We start from the raw sequence: 23,567 nt of genomic DNA, 5'->3' as shown, positions 1-23,567 counted from the left end.
TCCGAACCTTTTGAAAGAGATTACATCAATCTCCTTTCCGGATTGACGATCTCGGTAATTCTGATCCCGTAATAGTCGTCGAGCACGACTAGCTTCCCTTTTCCTACCAGTTTACCGTTGGCCAAAATATCCAAATCTTCTCCGACTGCGCTGTCCAATTCGACAACCGCACCTTCGCTTAATGCCAAGACATCTTTAATGAACATATTGGTGCGGCCGAGCTCGACGGTTAATGCAATATTTACATCCAGGAGTAGATTTAAATTTGCAGTGTTGGAAGCCGAAGAAGACGTCCTGGAGGTCTGCTTAGGCGGGGCCGGAGTCGAAGAAGGTCCAAGCGCCGCGGCAATATCCGCAAAAGACGGAGCACCGCTACCACCGGTACTTCCTCCGCCACCGCCTGCATCGCCCAAAAGAGAGTCGAGCTCTCCGCTTAAGTTAAAATCGGCAGAACCGCCGCCGGAGGAAGCGCCACCCCCGCCACCGGTTAAAAGTGCGTCAATATCGTCTTGGGAAAGGGATCCTTCACCCATAAGGGATTGCCTCCAAGGGGTCTTTCTATTTTCTTCGACAGTACCGAAGGATATTACAAGATAAATTCTTCCGGAGAACTTATGAAATCAGAAGATTCAAGCTCGAACAAGGGAACCTCCGCCGGCCATTTGGATTTTAGCAGAGCCAAGGAACTTTTACTACGAGAATTACTTTCCTCCGGAGTTCCCGAGAACGAACTCCCATCCTTTGTCCCCGATAAAAAAGACGTAAAAGTGGAGTTTCCCACTCCTCCTATCGATAAGTCCCAGCTTTTAGACTGCCTACAAATCGTAAAAAATCACATCGAAAATCTGAGAATTCATACTTTCGAGCCCGGATACTATTGTCTCCAAGCGCTGAACGAGAATATCTTCGAAACAAGGAATCTTCTCGATAATGCGAAATTTCGTTTTTACTCGGGAAGAACTCATAATCGAGTCGAGATTACTAAGAAAGGCGATTTTACTAGGGAAGAAGTTTTTGCCGCTATCGATTTATTTAGATATCTAAGGCAATCCAAGAAGGAATCGGTTCAAAACCCTAAGGAACTTTTACTCCGACTCGGCATCGAAGTTTACGATCCTGAAGAAGCTAAAAAGAAAGGGGATTGGCTTACGTTTGAAGCTGTCGCCGGATATGCGGACGTGAAGCAGCAAATATTAGAATCCATCATTCTCCCCTTAAAATCTCCCGAAACCTTTGAAGAAGTCGCAAAGATGACCAGAAAATTTCCCGGGCGCACAAAGCCTAGGGCGATTTTGTTGGAGGGAGAACCTGGAGTCGGGAAGACCACGATGGCGAAGGTTGTCTCTTGCATGACGGGAATCCCGTTAATATACGTTCCCGTTGAATCAATTTTAAGTAAATATTATGGAGAAAGCGCCCAAAATATGGCCTACGTTTTCGACGCTGCAGCCTTATTCCCCTCCTGCCTTCTATTCCTGGATGAAATCGATTCCTTAGCCGGCTCCCGTGACGACGGGTTATTTGAAGCGACCAGAAACATCCTTTCTGTCCTTTTACGAAAATTAGACGGATTCGAGGGAGGACAGAAATCGGTGACTTTAGGGGCCACCAATCGCAAACAAGACCTAGACCGCGCTTTAGTTTCTCGATTCGATCGTTCCGTTTATTTCCCTCTTCCGAATTTAACCGAAAGAGCCTCCATTTTAGGGAATTACGCGATTCACCTCAGCGAAAATGAGAGAATTCTGATATCGGAAAGACTGGAAGGTAAATCGGGAAGGGATTTGAGAGACTTCTGCGATTTTACGGAGCGGCGATGGAGCTCCAGTTTGATCGAAAAAGGATTGAAACCGGTCCCCCCACCGTATGAACTGTATCTGGAAATTAGTTCAAAAACAGGAAAATAAACGTTTTAACTCACGAAAATGTAAATCTTACATTCAATCTGGAGTCTATTTTTCCGATACTATATACAGGGATTTTTCGTAAAACCGAGAAGTTCAAATCCGCTTATTAAAAGTACCAAGGAATAGGGGACAATGAAACGCAAAATCGCATTTTGCCTCGCCATTTTGGCGGTAACCGGCCTATTGGATGCCCAACAACAGAACCAACAAGGCCAAAAGAAGGATGATCTCCAAGCAGGAGCGGCAATCCTAGACACCGAGAAAGGCTTAGATGAGCGCATCTTCGAGCTGAACCAGAGACTTACACGTCATACGGTTCTAATGAAGATGAAGGTTCGAATCCTCCCTTTCCGTACCGTTCTTTTTAAAGGAAAAGGAAACGGCGATGAATGTGTTCCGACCGTTAACCAAGAAGATCCGGCTAACAACTGCATTCGTGTAGAAGTTTACGATTTTATTAAGGATGACGAGCGCGGGAAAGGAAAGCTTGTTCAAGGCGGTTTGGCCAAATTTGTGGAAATCTACTTTGACGGTCAAAGCAGCAATGATCCGGATCCCCGCATGGAACCTCCCAGAAATATGGCTAAGCTTATCAGCAAAGTTTATAGAAATAACTTCCTCATCGAGGATAAGGTAGTTTCAGAAATCATCGATCGCGGACCGAATGGTCAACCGGCCCATAATGAGAAGGTTGAAATTTATTTCCAAAAGAACGGCTATCCCGAATATGGTCGCGGAGAAACTCCCAGTGAAAAAGGTGTCGGAAAATACATTCTGACCAGCGTAGAAAATACCAAAACTCACCCGCTCCGGAATGCGTTTAAGAAACAATTCTACATAAAACACCTGGACGACTTTGATCGCCTTTTCACTAAGATTTTCGATTATAACGATCAGTTGGGTAACGAAAATTACAGAGAAAACGTTGATACCCTGAAGGAATCACTGAAATACTAAGTGAGATATATTGTTCCCTGTTCGTCTTGCCGAACCGAATTACGAATCCCGGTTAATCTAGGAAAGTTGACGGTTCGGTGCCCTCGGTGCTACCATTCCTTCTTATTTGATCCTGATGATAAGGCCTCCCTTACGGGAGGTCGATATGAATCAGGATCGGAAGACAATAGCAATCCTCGCTCCTGGCGAGGATTTTTTCTTTTCATCGAGGAGCTATGGAGAAAGGCGAAGGAAAAAATCTTTCCTCGCAGGAACGAATCCTTGGGATGGCAGTCTCCGAAATCTTCCCACGAAACCTATCAGCAAGCCATGCCCCGCTATACTGTCACGAGAAGTTTCGGGCAACGCTTCGCTCGTAACTTGCTTCTGGCTCTCATTTTAATCGGGATCGCAAGAGCTTGCTTCTTTACTCAGGAAAGAATTATTTTCCAAGAACGGAACTCTCCGCCGGATATGGAAGAATCCGAACCGCAAATCCCCACCCCGTCCGTACCGGACGCGCCCCAAGAGGAAGAGCGACCTCAATATGAAATTTAATTATGAATATCCTTCTCTTATCCCGCGAAAATGAAACGGAAGATAAGAAGTATAAAATCTCCGATCCGATCCGAATCAATCATATTAGTAATATTTTAAATAAGAATCCTTCCGACTCGATTAAAGCGGGAATCCTAAACGAATCCTTAGGAAAATTCAAGATCGTCCACCTCGATCCCCGATGCATCCTGGGCAAGTACGTTAAAATCATAGTTCCGAAAAGGCGAACACCTTCTCTGTCGTTATTTTCCGCAGTGCAAAGACCTCCCACCGTCGAAAAAATTCTTCATTTAGCCGGAACTTGGGGGATCGAGTCCATCGAATTTTATGCGACCGATCTATCTCGTAACGAATACCTTACCTCCCCTATTTGGAAATCCGAGAATTTTCGCGTGGAACTGAGGCTCGGAATGGAACAGGGATGGAACGTATTTGAACCTTCGGTTTCCTTAGGATTTTCTATCCCCTCGGCGAAAGAAAGAATCGTATCCAAGGCAAAATTTTACGACGTGCTTCCGGATTTTTCCGGCTCTCTATTCTATTTGGATCGTAAAGGCGACACCCTCGAATCGCTACTCTCGACCCGGACGAATATTCCGGATGCTGGCTTTCTACTCGGACCCGAGCCGGGATGGAGCAAAAAAGAAAGGAAGCGATTTCGGGAATTAGGAGCGTCTCCGATAAAAGTATCTTCCGCGATACTTAGGAGCGAAAATGCATTGGCTTTTCTACTCGCTCAATGGGAACTTATTTTAAAAAGTAAGGGAATTGGAAAATAGAATTTTCTGCTCGTCTTGAGCGGTAAACGTGTTTGAAGTGCTATTGTAAACCCAACGTCGTATATCCTGCACTCGAATCGTAACGACTCCCAGATTCAAGGCCACCTCGATTGCACCTACTGCATTATTATCGACTTTAAATGCGTCGCTATTTTGAGTGAAGTTCTTCTTAGTATAATATCCGGATACCATGAATAAGCTTCCGATCGGAAGATATACTCCTACAAAGACTCGAGAGTGATTCGGACCGTTATAGCGTTCCAAGTTCGCCTCGATCGACATTCTGTAAAAGGCTAAAATGACGGAAGTGAACGTCCCCTTCAAACGAGGTCCGTTCGGATTCACAAGTTTAGCCGCCTGTAATTTTGTTTCGGGAATATTGGTAAGCACGTTAGATTGAAATCTTTCCAATTCGTAGAAGCTATCAAAATACATCGGAATATAATTCGAATCCATATTCCTGTATTCGGGTTTGACTTTTAAATAAATATCCTTTCCGCCGAGTCGCAATACGGTTCCGTAATGGGTACCCTTTGCATTGTTTAGATTTTTAATCGTATTGATATCGTAGTATGGCGTGAGTTCGACGTATTTGGAACTTAAAAGTTTATATTCGGCGTCCATTCCGGTGATCGTCAACCGGTCCGTAGTCTGGACTAAAGGATTATTATTCGCATCCAATCGTAAGCGTCCGGTAGTGTCGAAGGAAAGCTGGGTAGGAGCCTTCGTATCGAATGCAGTCGTATAGCCGATCGCGAATCGATTCGCAAAATTATCCTGATTGAAAAACTCCTTCATTTTTTGCTGGGCAGTTTCCGGTTTTTTATCGATCGGAATCATTTCCTCTTTCTTCTCTTTTGTCTTTTCGTCCTCCACTAAGGCCCTATACTTCTCCCGATCTTCCGAATCGACTCCCGCATCCTCATAGACCTTCCGGCGACCGGCCTCGTCCGCGACATTCCCCTGACCCACTGGTAGCATCGAAAATAAAGGAGACCGACCCGTTACAATATCAAACAATTTGAACGCGACGGCCAGAGGACGAATATATACCCGCCCGGCTCCGACTTCATGCGAATAAACGGAATTCGTGAATACTTGAACCCCGCCGAAATCGCTATTGATATCAGACATCACTCCCACGTTATAATTATCGATCCTCTGGTTGTTTACATATCGATTCACGATCGTTCCGTGACCGACATACCCGTCGTAAATTTTTCCGGCATAGATCGAAAAGGTAGTCTCTCCCGGTTTGTACTGACCGAAGGTTCCGTACCATATATTATTAATAAATCGTAAATATTCGCTCTTTTGATCGTAATCGATTTTACGAATGCTTCCTATCTTCGCATTCGGATCGACCGGCGGCGTCTGATAAATTAGAAAGTTCGCAGGCACGGTAAGAGACATTCCGAAGTCTCCGCCGAAATTTAAGTTTAGAGTCGGGGCGATATAAAAATAATAATCTTTATTGAATTTGTTAATCCCCGCATCGTAGGTAAACGGATCAGGGGGTTGCATATATTGCCTACCGGGCGGAAACCATAATTGGGCCTGCAAATCCATACCCCCGGGAATGGGAAATAAAACCGTTGCGAAGAGGAAGATTCCGGGGTATAAAATGCCGTTCTTTATTTTCGTAAATGCGTTTAATTTCATATTCCATCCCGGAGAAGCTCCGGGTGTTCCTCTTCTAAACTTCGTAAAACTTAAGAATAGTATCTATAGTATCGTAAACTCCAAACGGAATCTGAATCAAATACCGGAACGAGGATTCACCGGTTTTAACCAAAATCGAATTCGGATCGCACAACACGAAAAAAATATTCTCAAGAACGAAAACCAGCCAATGAGATTGAATTATCTTTATTTTGGAAATATTTTTCTGAAGAAATTCGGTACCCCATAAGGGATAAGTTGCATAGGATGGATTTTTAGAAGATTTATCCACTATATTGAATTTATTTTCCTATTTAACGAATTATTTCTTGACATTCGCGGGCCGAACTCCTAGATATGATTAAAGGAGATGATTCATTTACATGGCTAGACATTATAAATCGGAAACCCTCGCCCTCCACGCCGGTCAAACACCCGATCCAACCACCACATCCAGAGCCGTACCGATCTACCAAACGACCTCGTACGTCTTCAATGATACGGATCATGCAGCTCGTCTTTTCGGCTTGCAGGAATTCGGGAATATCTATACGAGAATCGGAAACCCGACTACGGACGTTCTCGAACAAAGAGTCGCCGCGTTAGAAGGTGGAGTTGCAGGATTAGCGACCGCATCAGGACAATCTGCAGAAACTCTCGCCTTGCTGAATATCGTCGAATCCGGGCAGGAAATCGTAGCCTCCTCCTCTCTCTATGGAGGAACATACAACTTACTCCACTATACTTTCCCAAAGCTGGGAATTAAGGTTCATTTCGTGGACCAGTCGGATCCGGAAAACTTTAGAAAAGCCGCGAATGAAAAAACTAGGGCCTTCTTCGCCGAAACATTAGGAAATCCTAAGTTAGATACTCTTGATATAGAGGGAGTGGCAAAGGTCGCTCACGAACTCGGCGTTCCGTTAGTGATCGATAACACTCTCCCTTCCCCATACCTAGTCCAGCCGATCGAACATGGTGCGGATATCGTCATTCACTCCTTAACTAAATTTTTAGGCGGACATGGAAGTTCCATCGGGGGAATCATCGTCGATTCCGGTAAATTCAACTGGGGAAACGGGAAATTCAAAAACTTTACCGAACCCGATCCCAGCTATCACGGACTGAAATTCTGGGAAGTATTCGGAAAGTTTGAACCCTTCGGAGGCATAAATATCGCCTTTATTATCAAGGCCCGTGTCCAAGGCTTACGGGATCTTGGGCCCGCAATTTCCCCGTTCAATGCCTGGAATATCATTCAAGGTATCGAAACATTGCCTCTTCGTGTGACCCAGCATTCCATAAACGCTCAGAAGGTCGCGGAATTCCTGTCCAAGCATCCTAAAGTAAGCTGGGTGAATTATCCCGGCCTTCCCGGCGATACGAATTTTGCCTTGGCTAAAAAGTATCATAAACGAAATCTCTTCGGCGCGATTTTAGGATTCGGAATAAAAGGCGGAATTTCGGAAGCGAAGAAATTCATAGACAATTTGGAGTTATTCTCCTTGTTAGCGAACGTAGGAGATGCAAAATCCTTGGCGATTCACCCGGCCTCTACGACCCACCAACAACTCTCCCCCGCAGAGCAGGTCACAGCCGGAGTAACCCCCGAGTTTATTCGATTGTCCGTAGGTCTAGAGCATATCGATGATATTATCACCGATTTAGACGAGGCTTTGAAAAAGGTGTGACGTCTAATTCCTCTAAGAAAATCGTCTAAAACAGCCACTTCTCGAGATTCCATTCTAAGAATCGAGAGAGTGGCTTTCCCAGTTTGGAAAAGAAGGAATGAATCTGGAAAAATCGGTCGGAATCGTCAAGACGGAAACGGTCACTTTATCCGACCTACGCTTAGACAATGGATCAGTTCTTTCACCGGTCGTAATCGCGTATGAAACGTACGGTAAACTTTCCGAAAGGAAAGATAATGCAATTCTAATATGTCATGCTCTTTCCGGAGACGCCCACGCCGCCGGCTTCCATACCTCCTCGGACAAACGACCGGGTTGGTGGGACGAATATATCGGCCCAGGGAAGGCATTCGATACGAATAAATATTTCGTAATCTCTTCGAACGTAATCGGAGGATGTAAAGGTTCTTCCGGTCCTTTGACGATCAGTCCTGTAACCGGGAAACCTTTCGGTTCCAGTTTTCCTTTCGTATCCATCAAGGATATGGTCGCAGCACAGAAATTATTGGTCGAACAGTTAGGCGTGGAAAAATTGTATTGCGTCGCCGGCGGTTCTATGGGGGGAATGCAAGCCCTACAATGGAGTATCGCCTATCCGGAAAGTCTGACGAATTGCATTATTTTAGCTTCCACTGCGGAGCATTCGGCTATGCAGATTGCGTTCAACGAGGTCGGTCGCCAGGCCATCTTATCGGACCCGAATTGGAATAACGGTTTGTACGACGAAAACGCACCCAGAAAAGGATTGGCTCTAGCCCGCATGGTCGCCCATATCACCTATCTTTCGGATGAAAAAATGCGGGAAAAGTTCGGTAGAAATCCGCCCAGAGGAAATCTTCTTAATTCCGATTTTGCCGTCGGAAGCTATTTGATCTACCAAGGGGAAAGCTTCGTGGATCGTTTCGACGCGAATTCTTATATTTATGTTACTCAGGCCTTGGATCATTTTAGCCTGGGAAAGGGAAAGGAACTAACCGCCGCGTTGACTCCTGCAACCTGCCGCTTCTTAGTGGTATCCTATAGTTCCGATTGGTTGTATCCTCCCGCTCAGTCTAGGGAAATCGTTAAAAGTTTAGAGGCATCGGATAAACGGGTTTTTTACGTGGAATTGAATAGTAAAGAAGGTCACGATAGCTTCCTACTTGCGAATCAAAAGCAAGACGACATTCTTCGTGGATTTTTGGAAAACCCGGTAAGTTGAAAAATGGATTCGAGAATCTTATCCGATATTACATTAAAAGAAAGACCGGACTTCGCATACATTATAAACGCCATCTCCCCCGGTTCGAGAGTATTGGACCTGGGTTGCGGCAACGGGGACCTACTCTATTTATTGAGCCAAAAAGGAATCCGAGGACAAGGAATTGAAAAGGATGAAGATGCTATCGTGGAATGCATCCGAAAAGGCGTTTATGTACACCATGGCGATATCGACGAGGGCTTGGAACATCACGAAGATAAAAGGTTCGATTATGTGATTTTAAACCAAACGATCCAGGAAACCCGTCATCCGGGAGATATCATTAAGGAATGTCTTCGAATCGGAAAGCGGGTCGTCATCGTTTTCGCAAACTTCGGATACTGGGAAGTACGATTCAAGATTCTGTTGGGAGGAAAAACTCCCGTAACGGATTTATTACCGTACCGCTGGTTCGACACTCCGAATTTACACTTCCTTTCCGTACTGGACTTTGAAGAATTCTGTCAAATTCGCGGATTTACCGTCGAAGACAGGGCCTTCTTTCGGGATTTTAAGCAGATTACGATTCGACCGAATTTCTTCGCGAAACTAGCTCTATTCCAAATTCGTTAAGTTGATTGTACGGGAATTTTTCCCGCTCGCTCCAATGCTTGGTCGATTAACGATCTATAGATTTCCTGGATCGAAATTCCGGCCGCTTTTGCCTGCTGCGGTAGTAGGCTGGTTTCGGTCATTCCCGGAAGAGTGTTCGTTTCCAAGATATACGGCTCTCCCTCCACGACGATAAAATCCGTCCTGGAACATCCTTCACAACCTAGCGTTTTATGCGCGAGAATCGACTGATTCTGTATTTTTTGAATCATCGACTCCGGTAACCGTGCCGGAGTAATTTCTTGGGACAATCCGGATTTGTATTTGGACTCGACATCAAAAAATTCTCCGCCGGGAATAATTTCAGTGGGAGGTAATGCGAGAATGGATTTATTTCCGTTTGTATTCTTTTCCCACACTCCGCAGGATACTTCGGTTCCCGATAGAAACTTTTGCAATATAGCATGATCTTCGTGCTCAAAGAACTCGGATAGTTTTGGGCCTAGCTCTTCGCGTGTATTAATCCTATAAGTATGATAACTGGAACCACCCTCGACCGGTTTAAGGAATAATGGGAATGGCAATCCGAGCGATTCGACCCGAGTCGGCGCAGCCAAGTATTCCTCTTTTTTCAGTTCCCAAAAAGGTGCCACGCTTAGATTCGCAACTTGAAACAACCGGTTTGCTCTAATTTTATCCATGCCTAAGGCGGATGCTATTACGTCCGAACCGGTAAATGGAATCCCGAGAACCTTCAAAAATCCTTGGAGAGATCCATCCTCTCCGAACGTTCCATGCAGTCCCAGAAAGGCGATATCGCAATCTAGACTTGAAAATGAAGAGGCAACGCATTCGTTTAATTGTTCGAACTCTTTTTGGTAAGAAAGCGAATCGGTCGGTTCTCCTTCCGGCAAAAGAATCCGATATTCACTAGGGATTACCCACTTAGCATCCTTTGTGATAAGAATGGGTTTGACCGGATGTCCCATGGCGGCCAATGTCCTACATATGAACGCGCCTGTCCTCAGGGATATCAAATGCTCCGTGGACGTTCCTCCGTATAAAACAGCTACCTTTAACAAACGGACCTCTCTTTCCTCCAAACTTCAGATGTAGACCTAAAGAATGAGATTTGTACGAATTCTTCTTATCCTATCATTCCTCTTTTGTACGGAAAGTCTATTTTCTGAATTCCCGATCAAACCGATCTCTCCTTATCCTGCCGAATACAGCCAATTTTGGTTTCTGTATCAAAAGGAAAAACGCTTAGGAGAAGAAGAGCAAATTTACAGGCCTTTTTTTTCCTATTATAAGGAAACAAAATCGAATTATCAATATAGAACTTTCCTATTACCCATTTTTTATTCGGAGCAAACGGACTATTGGAAAGTCTGGTCCTTTCTTTTCTTCGCGACCGGAACCGAAACGTTTCACGACGATCAAGGCTGGGACGAGGATACTCTCTCCCCGCTTTTGATTTGGGGGAAAGGGGATTCGGCCCGAGAATCGTATTTCGGTTTTTTTCCCATTTACGGTCGACTTCGTAACAAACTGGCCTACTCGGAACTAAATTTCGCGCTATTTCCCGTTTATACGAATTGGAAATACAAAACATATAACGCACACTCGGTTCTTTGGCCCATCTTTCTGTACGGGAGTTCCGACGTTCGGAGCGAGTTCCGTCTCTTTCCGTTCTTTTCCAGAAAAGTGCATAAGGGGAAATACGAAAGGTATTCGATTCTTTGGCCTTTCTTCCAATGGGGGGAGACGTTTCAGGACAAACGAGAGCCGGCTTCGTACTGGATGTTTTGGCCCCTGTATCTGTCTAAGGATTCCGCTTTCGGAAATATGAAAGCCCGAGCTTATTTGTGGTTTCCGCTTTTGGGTTCTCTCTTCGGCTACGGATATGATAAACGAACCCAAGAAATAGATTGGAACGTTCTTTTTTTTCTGGTCCAATACGGTCGAAACGACGACGAAGATTATCGGAAACTGATTCTATTTCCGTTTTACGGCTACTATCGTTTCGCTTATAAAGAAACTAGATTTTTTACTCCTCTTTACTTTCGCCTGAGTTCGGACACGTATCATATAAAATCCTCGGAAACATACCTGATTCCCTTTTGGTGGAGAACAAATCGAACTTACGTGCAATGGGGTCGAGAGGAAAACTACTATAAGCTATGGCCGTTATTTCGTTGGCATGAAGACAGAGACGGAAACTTAACCTGGAATTTCCTTTCCCTCTTCCCGTTAAAATCGGAAGCTGTTGAAAGAATTTGGGATCCGGTCTGGTCTATCCTAGAATTCCAAAAATTAGCTAACGGGGAAAAGCGTCTTTCTTTCCTGATGAGGTTGTACACCCAGCGATGGACAAAGGATGAATTTCATGTGCATATCCCCTTTTTGGTCGAATATTCCTCGACTCCGGAAAAAACTTCCTACCAATTTCTGTACGGATTTTTCGGAGTTGAAAAAGATAAGGGAAAAACAACCGTCCAGCTCCTATGGTGGATAAAGATTTAAAAGAATGTTCGAGATTCTAAAGGCAAAGACAAATCAGACTCTCTACGCGGCGGGATATACGATTCTATTAATTGCGGAGACTTTTTTAAACCTAAGATTCGCTTACGATAAAAGAAAGGAAATCCTGGATCAAATGTTCATCGCGGGAGTAGGAAGTTTATTCGTCGTTTCCGTCGTTGCAATCTTTACGGGAATGCTTTTGACTCTGAATACCGGGCTGGGCCTGAAAGATTTTGGAGCCGAGGGACAGATCGGATTGCTCCTTACGGTCACTCTTACACGGGAAATGTCCCCTTTCATGACGGCCTTGATTCTTTCCGCCTCGATCGGTTCGGCAATGGCGGCTGAGATAGGAACGATGAAAGTTTCGGAAGAAATCGACGCATTGGAAGTCATGTCCATAGATCCGGTTAGATTTCTTGTTTTTCCTCGAGTCTTGGGGTTCTCGCTGATGGTCCCCGTTCTTTGCGTATATTCGAGCATCCTAGGAATTTTCGGCGGTGCAGTTGTCGGACATTTTCAATTAGGGATCGAATATATCGTGTATTTCCAGGACGTTTACGAAAGAATCACCTCCATTCCCGGATTGAAAGATTTATATACCGGACTTTTTAAAGGATATGTATTCGGGTTGATTATCGCCTCCATTTCCTGTTCGCATGGACTTCGGACTTTCGGAGGTGCGATAGGAGTCGGTCGGGCGACCAGGGAATCGGTGGTTACTTCTTTCTTGATGGTGATCTTTTTCGGTTACGTCATTACGGCGATTTTCTATAGGCAATAGAGAATGGATTACGCGATAGAAATCGTCAATATGCACAAGGCCTTCGGGTCCCGAAAAATCCTGAAGGGCATGAATCTACAAGTCCGCAAGGGAGAAACGATGGTGATCCTAGGACCTTCCGGAACGGGCAAGTCGGTAACTCTTAAACACATTACCGGCTTACTGGATCCCGATGCAGGCGAATGTAGAATTTTTGGAGAGAGAATTTCAGGCATTCCCGAAGTGGAACGAAAACGACTCCGCGCGAAAATGGGAGTCCTATTCCAATCCGGTGCGCTTATCAACTGGATGACCGTTTTCGATAACGTCGCCCTGCCGCTACGGGAGCACAAACTATTTTCGGAAGCCGAAATTCAAAGCATCGTATCCGAGAAACTCCGGCTAGTGGATATGACCATCGCAAAGGATAATTATCCGAACGATATCTCCGGAGGAATGAAAAAACGAGCCGGATTGGCCCGAGCCATAGCGTCTAATCCAGAGATTATACTTTACGACGAACCTACCTCCGGATTGGATCCGATCATGTCGAATGTGATCAACGAATTAATCATTCGAATCCGCCAGGAAACCGGGGCTGCGCAAATCGTAGTCACTCATGATATGTCGAGCGCGTATATGATTGCGGACCGGATCTCTTTCTTTTACGGAGGCCAGGTTCTTTATACCGGAACTCCCGACGATGTCAAAACTTCCGATAACGAGTTTGTTAGACAATTCGTAACAGGCTCGACAAAGGGTCCTATGATTTTGGAAACTAAGTCGTGAAAACTCCGGTCAAAGAGCCGGATTTGCGGGAAAAAAGGTCGATATTAGTAGTGGAGAATCGGAATAGAAAATGAAATCATTTCGCTATCTTTTAGTAGGCGCCATATTTTCCGTTGCCTTGGTCATCGTAGGTTATTTTACCGTAATGACCGAAGGAGGCCCGGTTCAAAAACGGGGAGAGTTTCTCAAAATCAATTTTAAAAACGCGGAAGGGATCAAAGTCGGAAACAAAGTCACCGTTCAAGGAGTTCCTTTCGGTTACGTATCCAATATTCGCCTGGTCCAGATTAACGAAGAAGGAATCGCCTTACCGGTCGGCGAAATCGGGGTCGCGACCCGAGTGGAGGTGACGATCATCCTGAAGGAACCGCTTCGGCTGTATGAAAACTACGATATCACGATTCGAAACGAAAGTCTTTTGTCCGGCCGCGTGATCTCCATCGATCCCGGAACTCTGGAGGCGCCGCCGGAAGCAAAACTTCCTCCCGGGAGTATCTATAAGCCGGTGGATTATAAGACCGGCGCTCGACTGAAAGGAAGGGTTCTGCAAGATCCGTTGGTTTCTCTCTCGGAGCTTATCGCCGAAAATAGAGGAGATATCCGCAGAACTTTTTCCAATGTCGCCGATATCACTACAAAAGTTAATAGCGGCGACGGTACGCTAGGTAGATTGATCAATCGAGACGACCTTCACACGAATATAAATACCGTTTTAACGGATGCGCAAATCGTACTGAGAGAACTTCGAGAAGGTTTGGAAGATACTCGGGAGCAGGCTCCGGTCACCAGCTTTATTCGTGCGGCTCTTAGTTCTTTTTAATCGATTCTTTTTTCTTGCAGGATCGTTTCGCTTCGGAAAGAATTGCCGAGTATGTCGACACCGGAAATTGCGATTATCGGAACCGGAATCATGGGAAGAGGCATGGCTTATAATCTTTCTACGAAAGGGTATAAGCTTCGCTTATACGCGCGGAATCCCGACAAAATTCGAGACTTAGAATCCGATACCGTATCCATCCATGATAATCCGAGTGCCGCTGCAGACAGGGCGACGCTAGTGGTCCTCTGCCTAACGGAAGATTCCGTAGTCGAGGAGACGATCTTCTCACTCGGTCTCCTCGAAAGTAAATGTAAATATGTCTTGGATACCGGAACTACTTCTCCGGAATTAACCGTTAGAATCGGAAGGGCTTTTTCCGAGCGTGGAATAACCTTCTTCGATTCGCCCATGACCGGATCCAAGAATGCGTCTCGAGACGGGCAAATCTTATTCATGATAGGCGCGAAAGACCCCGAAGAAATTTCGGAGATTTCCTTCTTCTTCGATACATGCGGAAAGAATGTCGTTTATTGCGGAACGATCGGGGACGGACAAAAGGCTAAAATCGCTTTGAATATGGTACAGGCCGGAATTTTTCAAGTTTATATGGAAGGATTCCTACTTGCAAAAAAGCAAGGAATCTCTCCTGAAATTCTCAAAGACATCTTACTGCAATCGGCGGCAAAATCGGGAATCGCCGAATTTAAATTTCCGCTCGTATTTGCAGGAAACTACGAAACGCACTTCTCACTCAAGAATATGCGAAAAGATGTGAATCATGCCTTGGCATTGGCCAAGCAAGCCGGAATCATTTTACCTTTATGCTCTTCCCTCGGTGCTATCTACGACGAAGGCATTCGGGAAGGACTTGCGGAAAAGGATTATTGCAGCCTGAACGAGATAACCGCGAAAATCGTCGCCAAGCCTTCTTCCTAAAATTGCCTTGCAAATCCGATTCCTTACCGGATGCTGGTTCCAAATTCGGGATGTAGCGCAGCGGTAGCGCACTTCGTTCGGGACGAAGGGGTCGCTGGTTCAAATCCAGTCATCCCGATATTCGCTTAACGCTTTTTACCGGTCGAGGGTTTTGCTTTCGGCATCTCCTCTTCCTCATTTTCTCTCTTCCCTAACAACGCCGATATTTTTTCCCGGTAACGGTCTCGAAAGAAAGATTCGGGTTGCGGCGAGCCGATTCCGGCCTCCTTCAAACGCTTTTCGCTGTCCGCGATTCGTTCGTCATCAAGCGGATGAGTACTGAGGTATTTACCGAGAGGAAGAGTATCTTCCTCTTCGCCCAAATGTTTTTGTCTCCAAGCTTTGATATCTCGAAAAAAATTCGCCGAGGCTCCCGGATAATAAGGAGTGGCCCGCATATATTGAAAGCCTAACGCATCTGCTTCCTCCTCGGCGCTACGGCTGTTGGCAAGAGAAAGCAAGTTAGAGGATAACGAAGCCATCCCGGATGCATGTTGCGCTAAGTCGGGTCCTAACACATAAGATAAAACCAGATAGATCGCGAAATACGTAGCGATGCTAGATGATAATTGCTTCATAGAATGTCGTTTTTCCGCGTGAGCGATTTCATGCGCAAGCACACCGGCAAGAGTGGCTTCATCCTTTACGAAATGCAAAAGTCCCGTATAGACGAAAATATAGCCTCCCGGGGCGCAAACCGCATTGATAACCGAATCATCGTCCAGAATAGTCACCTTGTAAGGAAATTCGGTTTTGTATTGGATTTCCTTAGCTTTCAAAATTCTATCCGCGATTCCTTGAATATAGGAACGAAGCCTTTCGTTATGTAAAACTTTCATGCCGTCTTGTCCCAGAACGGCGGCCTCGTAAAATTGTTTTCCCAGAAATTCGTCTAGAGATACCGGAAAAGTCGTTTCAACGATCCAGCCGCAGGAATTCAGAAAAAAACCGAATAGAAAAATGGAGAGAAATCTGGAAGAACGAATTTTCATAGTGGGGACCCAGTCCAGAGAAACCGACTCCCGAATTCGTGTCGATTAGGATTCGACGGATAGGCTCGCTTCGTAGCCGGCATAGGCGCGCAAGTTGATGACCCCGGATTCGAACAATAAATACTGCCCCTTGATTCCTAATAAAGAGGATCGTATCGTCGGATCTTTTTCGGGTTGGAATGCCTTTGCCTTGGTCGGATACTTCAAAATAGGATAACGAATCGTCGTGCTCGATTTCGGAGAAAGAACTTCGTAATAAACGCCCAGATCCCAAGATTCCAATTGAGACAAAAGTTCTTTCCTTTTTTCTGATAGATCTTCCCGAACCGAATCCGTACTCACCATTACTTGCCATTTCGTTTTATCGTCGATTATGGAGGAAAATTTCTTTTCTATCACTCCGGCGTCCCGGCGGGATCTCACTTCCAAAAGAGGAATCGCTTCTTGAGCTCCTTGGTCGACCCACCGATTCGAAACGGGATTTTCCTTCGTAATTCCTATCTTTAAACCGCTTGTATTCGCCAGATAAACCGTATGCTTTTGAAAGCAATATTCCTCACCCCAGTCGGGTTCACGGCAGGTTCCTAGATGGAAGTGACATGTTTCAGGTCTCAAAATACAAAGATCGTTTTGGGCTAACGTTTGAAAGCAGGAATAGCAACTTCCTTGATTAAAACTTTTTGCGGTATGCTTACCGCAATGAACGCATCGAATCTGGCCGGTAAATTGCAAGGTAACTTCTTTTCCTAACAAGTCTGCTACACGAAATTCCGGCTTTGGAAAATCCGCAATTTGCTTTCCGGACTGCGAACTCGGATACGTGGCGACAGTCCAGAGATATTCCACCGGATCCAAACCTTCATGGTCAAGCATCCGAAGGTAGCCTGTGGATAAGGGGATCATTGGAAAAAATATTCTCTCCCACTTAGAGGACGAAGCAGATCGTCCACCTTCACTTCGAGGATAGTGTTTAATTCGTTTCCTTTCCAGTCAAAAACCACGATCCGATCTCCGCTCGTGTAATGACTGAGTTTTCCGTCCAATAGGTAAAATAATTTCAATTCGCCGGAAGCGGATTGATTCCTTGGAACCAGTAGAGCCCCCTTTCCGGCAAGAGTCGATCCCTCATACCACATTGCTGTGATCGGAATCGGAGAATACGTCGAAGTTAAACTGGCGGAAGGCAGAGAACGATTCATCTGAGTTCGAGTCGTGCCATCCAAAGTGGCGGTTTGCAAAAAGGCACAATCGAAATTTTCCGCTAATTTTGGAAAATCGCGCTGACAGGGAGATTGAAAAATTTCCCGTTCTACGGAATAAGAAACCCCTTTTCTTACACTTTGGGCAATTTTAGCGAACGCGTAGAACTTCAACCGTCCTAACACCTGTTTCAAAGAATATTCCTTCCACTGCCCCGCGGATTGGGCGTTTAGCCGAAAGCAGAATAGGATCATCGCTGCAAGTATCGTTTTTTTAATTTTGCCCATCTTACTATCTATTGTCGTTTATTTTAAAAAAACAATTAGTACAGCCGATATTTTCGAACGATTCGATTGGCGGACTCTTCGGCCTCGGAATAGGAACGTTTAAATTCCTCGTAGCTTACATTAGAATCTATCGATTGACGAAAATGTTCCGTTCCCCATAAGTAATCGATATTATAGGTATTATCCGGGTACTGTCTCCATCGAAAATCCTTATAGTGCTTCTTCAGAGTCGCGATCAGCACGTAAGCCATTCGGATCGGATCATAATTTTTATTTACGACGGTCAGTCTCAGCCCTCTGCAAATTTCGCCTTTGAACGGGCCGAAGGTAGGTTTGAAAAATACGCTTTGATAGTAGTAATCTTCCTTACTCGAATCATTCAATTCGTTTACGATAGCGTCCGGTTCCCCCATCCAAGGCGCGCCGAAATATATAAACGGAGCCTGAGTACCTCTACCGACGGAAACATTGATTCCTTCCAGCATCACTAATCCTAGATAATTACGGGCGGAATCCAGCATCGGCAAATTCGGAGAGGGAGTCGTCCAGACGATCCCCTCTTTTTCCCAATCAACTCCTCTCTTAAGATTCTTGGGTGAGATGATTTCCAACTTAACCTTATCGGAAAGGTATTCGCCGTTATAGAACATCGCGGCCTCGCCGATCGTCATTCCCGTAAAAAACAAGGAAGGAAACTCGCCCGCAAAGTTTAAGAATTTCTTTTGAATGCCTTCCCCCCTGGCTCCCAAATACAAGGCTGGATTCGGATGGTCTAAGATGACAAATCGCGTAGTTTGAGGATCGGGAAGACTATCCATCAATCTTTTTAAAACACTTAGATACGTATAACATCTCATTCCCATATCGAGGACGTCAAAAACGATCGCATCCGCTCCTTTTAATATGGCAGGAATCTCCGAATTTTTTACCTTGTATATGTGATAAATGGGTAATTGAAAGGTTTCATCCATTGTTACGGGAGATTTACTAAAATCTTCCTCTAAACCTAAAAAGCCGTGTTCAAGGCCGATCAAATGTTTGATCTTAACTTTCTTTTCCTTAAATTCCCGCAGAATTCTCTCCGGATATCGACCGATTCCGGAAGGATTCGTGACCAAGATCACCGTTTTACCGGAAAGAGAAGGAAGAACCTCTTCGTAAAAAGCGACTTCGGCCGGAATGATTTTAGAATTTGAAATATGGCGGCGGGGAGAAGCCTCGGTGCAGGAGTCGGAGGATATTGTCAGAAAAAAAATGACGGATAGCAGGATTTTTTTGTTTCTTTCTTTTAACCGCATGTAAGAACCCTTATTTGTTCACTAAATAGACAGAATTCAATTCTTCAAGGAGAAAAAGGAAGCGATATGGCCAAGTTGCTCATCCTGCGGATTTCCGCCCTCACCCTCGTCCTCGCCTTTGCGTTCGCCTGTGCCACCGGAAGTGCCTCCGGTCGTAAGAAAAAGGAATACTACGAAAAGAACGGAGACCAAATTACCGTCTTGGGAGAAGCTCCGATCTATAACGGAGACAAAACGAATGCAAAGCAGCGCGCTCTTAAAGACGCGAAGATCAATGCAGTTCGTAAAATCGTCGGGGAGCAGATAACGAACAAAAGCCAAGCTTCCGACGGAGAAAGTTTAGGATCGAGTCTACTTTCCAAAACCGACGCTTTCGTAAAATCATACGATATCGTAGATGAAGCGGAAGGAAAAATCGATACTCAACCGATCTTAAAATTAACCGTTAGATGTACGGTCGAAGAAAGTAAAATTTCAACCGCCGTCGATTCTCTGTTAGCCGATGTAGGAAATCCTCGAGTCATTATCGTAATTCCTTCGACGGTAGCCGGACAAGCCGTTGCGCCTTTAACGCCTAATAATATTGCGGAGGCCGAGATCGCTAAAAACCTCAAGAAAGCGGGTAACAAAGTCGTCGATGCCGCAACTGCTGCAAAAACTGTAAACAAGTCACAAGTCGATCCGTCTAGCGTGGATGCAGGTTCTCCGATTGTTGCTCAGGCTCAAGCCTCAGGCGCCGAAGTCATGATCATCGGAAATGTGGAAACCGAAGACCAGCCTGTCTTAACTAGTATCGGCGGAAAATCCTTGGATCGCCCTCTATACAATACGGCTGCTACGGGAGCTTACAAAGTAATTCTCCTCTGGGGAGACGGTAAAATCGTCGATTCCGGAACCGGAGACGGCCGAGCAGCAGATATCACTCAAAAGGTTTCTCGCGAAAAAGCGATCGCTCAGTGGGCGGAAAGCGTTGCGAAGAAAGTGAACAAGCAGTTAAAAGAAGAATGGTTCAATCTGACCGAAAATAATACGATCATCTTGAAATTCACCGGACTAAATGCGGATGAATCCACGAAGTTCAAGGACGATCTGACCGAATTCACTGCGGCAAAAGATGTCAACGTTCGTACTTCGGATACGAATGGGTCGGAATGGGAAGTTACGTATCCGGGCAAAGACGCCTTATTTATGGACGAACTCGTATACAAGAAGGATCGCGGATTCTCTTTCCTGGCTACCAAAAATCTCACTGTTAAATCCGCAACTCGCGGAGTCGTAACTTTAGAGTTTAAATCGAACAAATAAGATCTCGGCGCTTCGCTGCGATCTTAAAATTGCAAAAGGCACGTAGAATTTTACGTGCCTTTTTTATTTCCTTCCGACTCGGCTTCCAGCGGGAAAATGGAGCTCTTCACTGAACGTCCCTTATTTCTCGTAGGAATAAAACCGATAAGAGATCGTCCTAAATTTTTTATTTACTATCACCAAATTGGGGTATGTCAGCTCAATTTTTTAAATAACTTATTATTCAATTAAAAACGAGGATAAATCGCCATGAGCCAACCTAAGAATCGCGCAGTAGAACTTCTACGAACTAATCAAAGGGCAAACCTTTATGAGCTAATCGGAAAGCTGAACGTTTATTCCTAACGCAATCATTCGATCGATAATCGGAATTATATTTAAAAATTGAATTCCGAGAATAATTTTTACTCCAGTAATGGACTCAACTGAGTCCATTCGAACTATTCTTCCCGTAAAATGAATATCGTCCATAAAATGCGCCGAAATAATTCCAAATATATTTTCATTAATATGTAATTTCTGAGTGCTTTCGTAATCTATAATTCCAATACCATAGTCGGAATAATCGAATACCTTGCCCTTGATTGTGCTCTGTCCACTAACAGCTAAAACCATCATTTCGCCCGTTTCCGGCGACTTGACTCTTCTTCCGCTTCTCCGATCCTCTTTCATCTATAAAATCCTCCCGAACCTCATCAGCTTCATTACATGGCAAACTATATTATATTTATTCGATAATGCTAATTCATAAATCTGCCCTATTTCAAAATCCACACTAGGCTAAAAGTTTGAAATATTTTCCAAGAATTACCGTAAAATTGCACGGGCATACGGCTCAGGCGCTCCAATCATAGGACAGTCATATGAATAAAAATATTTCATTCCGATTTTCTGAATTTAAAGGAATTGGAAAAATGTTCATTAACCGATGTCTGAGGTAAAAGGTATTCAGAGGACTGAGGACGGAGGACAGACGCGCTCGCTTTCAGAGGACTGAAGACAGAGGACAGACGCGCTCGCTTTGCTCACGCTAGACAGAAGCTGCTCGAAGTTAAAAATGATACAGAGGCTCAGGGGACAAATCCACTCTTAGCATAAAAATCTTTCTATAGTACGTGGAAACTCCGCTTATCAATGTTCTGTCCTCAGTCCTCTGTCTTCTGTCCTCTGACGGGCAGCCCTCTTCACTTCGTTCAGGGTCACGCTACTCCGGGCTTCGCGTTCGCTCCGGTCTCAGCGCCTCCTTTGTTTTTATCTATCATTCTTCGATAATAACGCTGCGACTGCTTCGCACCCTGCGTATCGTTGCTGCGGGGATAGATCAATAATCGATTCCTTTTACAGGTTGATGTGCTTCCTCCTGTTCTTTAGTCCATCGGTGAGAATGAATAAACTTGCCCTTATAAAGAAGTTTGCCCGTGCAGGCATCAATCTCTTCCCCATACCCTTCTAAATAGGATTCCACGAACCTTCCGGATTGAATTATCTTTTTGAATGGAAGAATCGTTTTCCCAACTCCGTCTTCACATTCTCCGGAATAACAAATGGTTACTTTATGATCTACGCCAGACCATTTCCCCCGATAAACCGTATCACCGCATATATAGCTTGCAAAGCCAAGAAATCCATTATGATTCCAGAAAGTCGTAAAGGAGTAATTATCCTTATCACAGACATAAGTGCCATAATATTGTTTATGCCCCTCCTCAAAGAACCCGTAGTAAGTACAGCCTCCAGGATACTTTTCAATACCATATCCATGACGATAGCCTTTCTCGAAGCTACCTGTATATACTGTGTTATTATACTTATAAACTCCTTCGCCGGAATAACAATCTCCTGATACACAGCTCAAGTTAATCCGAGGAATGTAGTAGAACCCTGCAAGTATCAATACTAATATCATTAACGGTAATTTAATACTTCCTATATTCATCAGATACTCCAGAGCTGGTAGCCTTCGTCGATAAATTGTAAACCCGTCGGTCCAAGTAACGGACAATATCCGAAACTGATTTACCGGATGAATACATATCTAGGACGGCATAGGATGCTATTACCGATGCACTGAATGCAAATGTTTCAGAATGATAATAATCGGCCATTCCATGCAATCTATGATCTTGGCCAGTATATATTTGAAATTGCACAATCTCACCAAAACCGCCTTTAGATCGATCTCGCACGACATGCGCATCGGAAAACGAATCTTGAATAGTATGCAAAACATTTCCTAAAAGCTCTAAAGCAATTGTACGATTTTCAGAGCCTCGGAGTCCGTTCGTATTCGATTCATACTTTCTCGCTAAGTTAAGTAAATCTTCTATTCGATTTAATATCTTATCCTTGGTAATTTCAGGCGCAATCCCAGCCTCCGCTTCCTGATTATGATAAAAAGATTTTTTTCCATAGTGAGTTTGTAAACTTGGATCATTCGATGTCATCGGATCGACTCCCAACTTTTCTTTGACCCACATTATCATAAGCCCTAAGACTCCTTCAGGCATATCGACGACGCGCACACCATTTATTAAAGATTCGATTTCCTTTTCAGAATACCCTAAACTTTGCGCAGCTTCCTTCGTAGCATTCTCATGGCTTGGATAGATTGGGTCTAATGAACCAGTCAACTTAATATCATTGATGGAGTACCCCATCAAAAGAGCGGCTGCCTCCATAGAATTCGGGTGATAGAATTTGCCGTCGCCTCCTTCTACCCAACCAGCCGGAGGTTTCCCCGTATTCTTTGTTGGATCAAAGACAGTCAAATTCGGATTCATTAAAGTATCCCCAAACATCCCATCCCAAATCCCTTTCGCAAAGTCCCCAACTCTCCCAGCCACATACCCGATCCCGCCCAGGATATTATTCAACAGGTTATTCCTGGCAGACTCCGCAGCCTGTTCTCTCTCGGCTTCCGTCATAGGCGCCTTCTCAGGCACGAAGTAACTCACATCGTTATATACTCCCTGCTTCCCATAACCAAGAGTGCTAAACGCACCCAACGGATTCCCAAAGATAGAACCGTTGGACGTGACGTTGATTCCCCCGCTGTACCCGTTTTCCGTATTATAGTTTAAGAATGCGCCTCCGTAGTTGTTCGCTAACGTGCCGGTGTATGTATCTCCTCCGAATTCGGAATGGTCGTAGGATAAGTTAACACCATTCTTAAATCCGTAGCCGATCTTCGCATTCCATCCGTTTCTCTGCGAGTAGCCGACTCCACCCTGGATTCCGGTTGTCTGTCCCGGAATTCCGTAGTTGATTCCTGCGCTGTATCCGTTTGCATA

Annotated in this window: 23 protein-coding genes and 1 tRNA gene; 14 read left to right on the top strand and 10 right to left on the bottom strand. The window is 44.8% G+C overall.

Annotated elements, in window-relative coordinates; translation table 11 throughout:
* Positions 1–20 precede the first annotated feature (20 nt).
* Complete coding sequence (gene fliN / locus LEP1GSC047_RS08540; protein ID WP_010419948.1) at positions 21–533, bottom strand: flagellar motor switch protein FliN; 513 nt, start codon at positions 531–533, stop codon at positions 21–23.
* Positions 534–614: 81 nt separating this feature from the next.
* Here fliN and LEP1GSC047_RS08535 point away from each other — a divergent pair, with 81 nt between their 5' ends.
* The 4 genes from LEP1GSC047_RS08535 (at position 615) to LEP1GSC047_RS08520 (ending at position 4,180) form a co-directional block, all read left to right on the top strand.
* Entirely contained in the window at positions 615–1,907 is a 1,293-nt protein-coding gene (locus LEP1GSC047_RS08535) for an AAA family ATPase (RefSeq protein ID WP_020988539.1), read from the top strand.
* Between the two features lie 132 nt (positions 1,908–2,039).
* Positions 2,040–2,864, top strand: a complete 825-nt coding sequence (gene fcpB, locus LEP1GSC047_RS08530) for a flagellar-coiling protein FcpB (RefSeq protein WP_010419955.1) — start codon at positions 2,040–2,042, stop codon at positions 2,862–2,864.
* A gap of 309 nt (positions 2,865–3,173) precedes the next feature.
* Positions 3,174–3,401 (top strand): hypothetical protein, encoded by a 228-nt coding sequence (locus LEP1GSC047_RS22130; RefSeq protein ID WP_238325548.1) that lies wholly within the window; start codon positions 3,174–3,176, stop codon positions 3,399–3,401.
* 2 nt (positions 3,402–3,403) lie between these two features.
* Positions 3,404–4,180 carry an RsmE family RNA methyltransferase gene (locus tag LEP1GSC047_RS08520; RefSeq protein ID WP_010419959.1) on the top strand — a complete coding sequence of 259 codons (777 nt, stop codon included), beginning with the start codon at positions 3,404–3,406 and terminating at the stop codon, positions 4,178–4,180.
* Here the strand turns inward: LEP1GSC047_RS08520 and impL63 are convergent.
* A complete protein-coding gene (gene impL63 / locus LEP1GSC047_RS08515; protein ID WP_010419961.1) occupies positions 4,154–5,842 on the bottom strand; it encodes a cytoplasmic membrane protein ImpL63 in 1,689 nt (562 codons plus the stop codon). The genes LEP1GSC047_RS08520 and impL63 overlap by 27 nt on opposite strands.
* A 383-nt stretch (positions 5,843–6,225) precedes the next feature.
* Here impL63 and LEP1GSC047_RS08505 point away from each other — a divergent pair, with 383 nt between their 5' ends.
* From LEP1GSC047_RS08505 to metW, 3 genes are all read left to right on the top strand, one after another.
* A complete protein-coding gene (locus LEP1GSC047_RS08505) occupies positions 6,226–7,530 on the top strand; it encodes an O-acetylhomoserine aminocarboxypropyltransferase/cysteine synthase family protein (protein ID WP_010419965.1) in 1,305 nt (434 codons plus the stop codon).
* 97 nt (positions 7,531–7,627) lie between these two features.
* Positions 7,628–8,731, top strand: coding sequence for a homoserine O-acetyltransferase MetX (gene metX / locus LEP1GSC047_RS08500; RefSeq protein WP_010419967.1), 1,104 nt, complete (start codon positions 7,628–7,630; stop codon positions 8,729–8,731).
* Between the two features lie 3 nt (positions 8,732–8,734).
* Positions 8,735–9,343 carry a methionine biosynthesis protein MetW gene (gene metW / locus LEP1GSC047_RS08495; protein WP_010419968.1) on the top strand — a complete coding sequence of 203 codons (609 nt, stop codon included), beginning with the start codon at positions 8,735–8,737 and terminating at the stop codon, positions 9,341–9,343.
* Here metW and LEP1GSC047_RS08490 read toward each other — a convergent pair.
* On the bottom strand, positions 9,340–10,404 hold the full coding sequence (locus LEP1GSC047_RS08490) for a D-alanine--D-alanine ligase (protein ID WP_039934478.1): 1,065 nt from the start codon (positions 10,402–10,404) through the stop codon (positions 9,340–9,342). The genes metW and LEP1GSC047_RS08490 overlap by 4 nt on opposite strands.
* Positions 10,405–10,447: 43 nt before the next feature.
* Here LEP1GSC047_RS08490 and LEP1GSC047_RS08485 point away from each other — a divergent pair, with 43 nt between their 5' ends.
* From LEP1GSC047_RS08485 to LEP1GSC047_RS08460, 6 genes are all read left to right on the top strand, one after another.
* Complete coding sequence (locus LEP1GSC047_RS08485; RefSeq protein WP_010419972.1) at positions 10,448–11,848, top strand: hypothetical protein; 1,401 nt, start codon at positions 10,448–10,450, stop codon at positions 11,846–11,848.
* Between the two features lie 4 nt (positions 11,849–11,852).
* Positions 11,853–12,632 (top strand): MlaE family ABC transporter permease, encoded by a 780-nt coding sequence (locus LEP1GSC047_RS08480; protein WP_010419974.1) that lies wholly within the window; start codon positions 11,853–11,855, stop codon positions 12,630–12,632.
* A gap of 3 nt (positions 12,633–12,635) precedes the next feature.
* Entirely contained in the window at positions 12,636–13,400 is a 765-nt protein-coding gene (locus LEP1GSC047_RS08475; protein ID WP_010419978.1) for an ABC transporter ATP-binding protein, read from the top strand.
* A gap of 70 nt (positions 13,401–13,470) precedes the next feature.
* Complete coding sequence (gene mce / locus LEP1GSC047_RS08470) at positions 13,471–14,220, top strand: mammalian cell entry protein Mce (RefSeq protein WP_010419982.1); 750 nt, start codon at positions 13,471–13,473, stop codon at positions 14,218–14,220.
* Positions 14,221–14,271: 51 nt separating this feature from the next.
* Complete coding sequence (locus tag LEP1GSC047_RS08465; RefSeq protein ID WP_020988573.1) at positions 14,272–15,156, top strand: NAD(P)-dependent oxidoreductase; 885 nt, start codon at positions 14,272–14,274, stop codon at positions 15,154–15,156.
* A 46-nt stretch (positions 15,157–15,202) separates the two neighbouring features.
* Positions 15,203–15,274: transfer RNA gene (locus tag LEP1GSC047_RS08460), tRNA-Pro, on the top strand.
* A gap of 7 nt (positions 15,275–15,281) precedes the next feature.
* On the opposite strand, the gene LEP1GSC047_RS08455 is transcribed toward LEP1GSC047_RS08460, so the two are convergent.
* The 4 genes from LEP1GSC047_RS08455 to LEP1GSC047_RS08440 are packed head-to-tail and all read right to left on the bottom strand — an operon-like array spanning position 15,282 to position 18,972.
* Positions 15,282–16,187 carry a M48 family metalloprotease gene (locus tag LEP1GSC047_RS08455; RefSeq protein ID WP_010419989.1) on the bottom strand — a complete coding sequence of 302 codons (906 nt, stop codon included), beginning with the start codon at positions 16,185–16,187 and terminating at the stop codon, positions 15,282–15,284.
* Between the two features lie 45 nt (positions 16,188–16,232).
* Positions 16,233–17,090 carry a DUF2797 domain-containing protein gene (locus LEP1GSC047_RS08450; RefSeq protein WP_010419992.1) on the bottom strand — a complete coding sequence of 286 codons (858 nt, stop codon included), beginning with the start codon at positions 17,088–17,090 and terminating at the stop codon, positions 16,233–16,235.
* Positions 17,087–17,674, bottom strand: coding sequence for an LIC_11883 family protein (locus LEP1GSC047_RS08445; RefSeq protein WP_010419994.1), 588 nt, complete (start codon positions 17,672–17,674; stop codon positions 17,087–17,089). Before LEP1GSC047_RS08445 ends, LEP1GSC047_RS08450 begins: the two co-directional genes overlap by 4 nt.
* 35 nt (positions 17,675–17,709) lie before the next feature.
* Positions 17,710–18,972, bottom strand: a complete 1,263-nt coding sequence (locus LEP1GSC047_RS08440; RefSeq protein WP_010419996.1) for an exo-beta-N-acetylmuramidase NamZ family protein — start codon at positions 18,970–18,972, stop codon at positions 17,710–17,712.
* A 66-nt stretch (positions 18,973–19,038) separates the two neighbouring features.
* Here LEP1GSC047_RS08440 and LEP1GSC047_RS08435 point away from each other — a divergent pair, with 66 nt between their 5' ends.
* Positions 19,039–20,277: a lipoprotein LipL46 gene (locus LEP1GSC047_RS08435; RefSeq protein ID WP_010419999.1), complete on the top strand. Its 1,239-nt coding sequence runs from the start codon at positions 19,039–19,041 to the stop codon at positions 20,275–20,277.
* Positions 20,278–20,592: 315 nt separating this feature from the next.
* On the opposite strand, the gene LEP1GSC047_RS08430 is transcribed toward LEP1GSC047_RS08435, so the two are convergent.
* The 3 genes from LEP1GSC047_RS08430 to LEP1GSC047_RS22125 all read right to left on the bottom strand — a co-directional run.
* A complete protein-coding gene (locus tag LEP1GSC047_RS08430) occupies positions 20,593–20,949 on the bottom strand; it encodes a hypothetical protein (RefSeq protein WP_010420002.1) in 357 nt (118 codons plus the stop codon).
* 649 nt (positions 20,950–21,598) lie between these two features.
* Entirely contained in the window at positions 21,599–22,213 is a 615-nt protein-coding gene (locus LEP1GSC047_RS08425; protein WP_010420006.1) for a hypothetical protein, read from the bottom strand.
* On the bottom strand, positions 22,194–23,567 hold a 1,374-nt coding region (locus tag LEP1GSC047_RS22125), incomplete at its 5' end, for a hypothetical protein (RefSeq protein ID WP_020988574.1). The genes LEP1GSC047_RS22125 and LEP1GSC047_RS08425, both read right to left, overlap by 20 nt.

The organism is Leptospira inadai serovar Lyme str. 10 (assembly GCF_000243675.2).
In the GTDB taxonomy this organism is placed as follows: Bacteria; Spirochaetota; Leptospiria; order Leptospirales; family Leptospiraceae; genus Leptospira_B; species Leptospira_B inadai.
The sequence above is the reverse complement of the archived record's forward strand: the minus strand, read 5'-3'. Positions and strand labels throughout refer to the sequence as shown.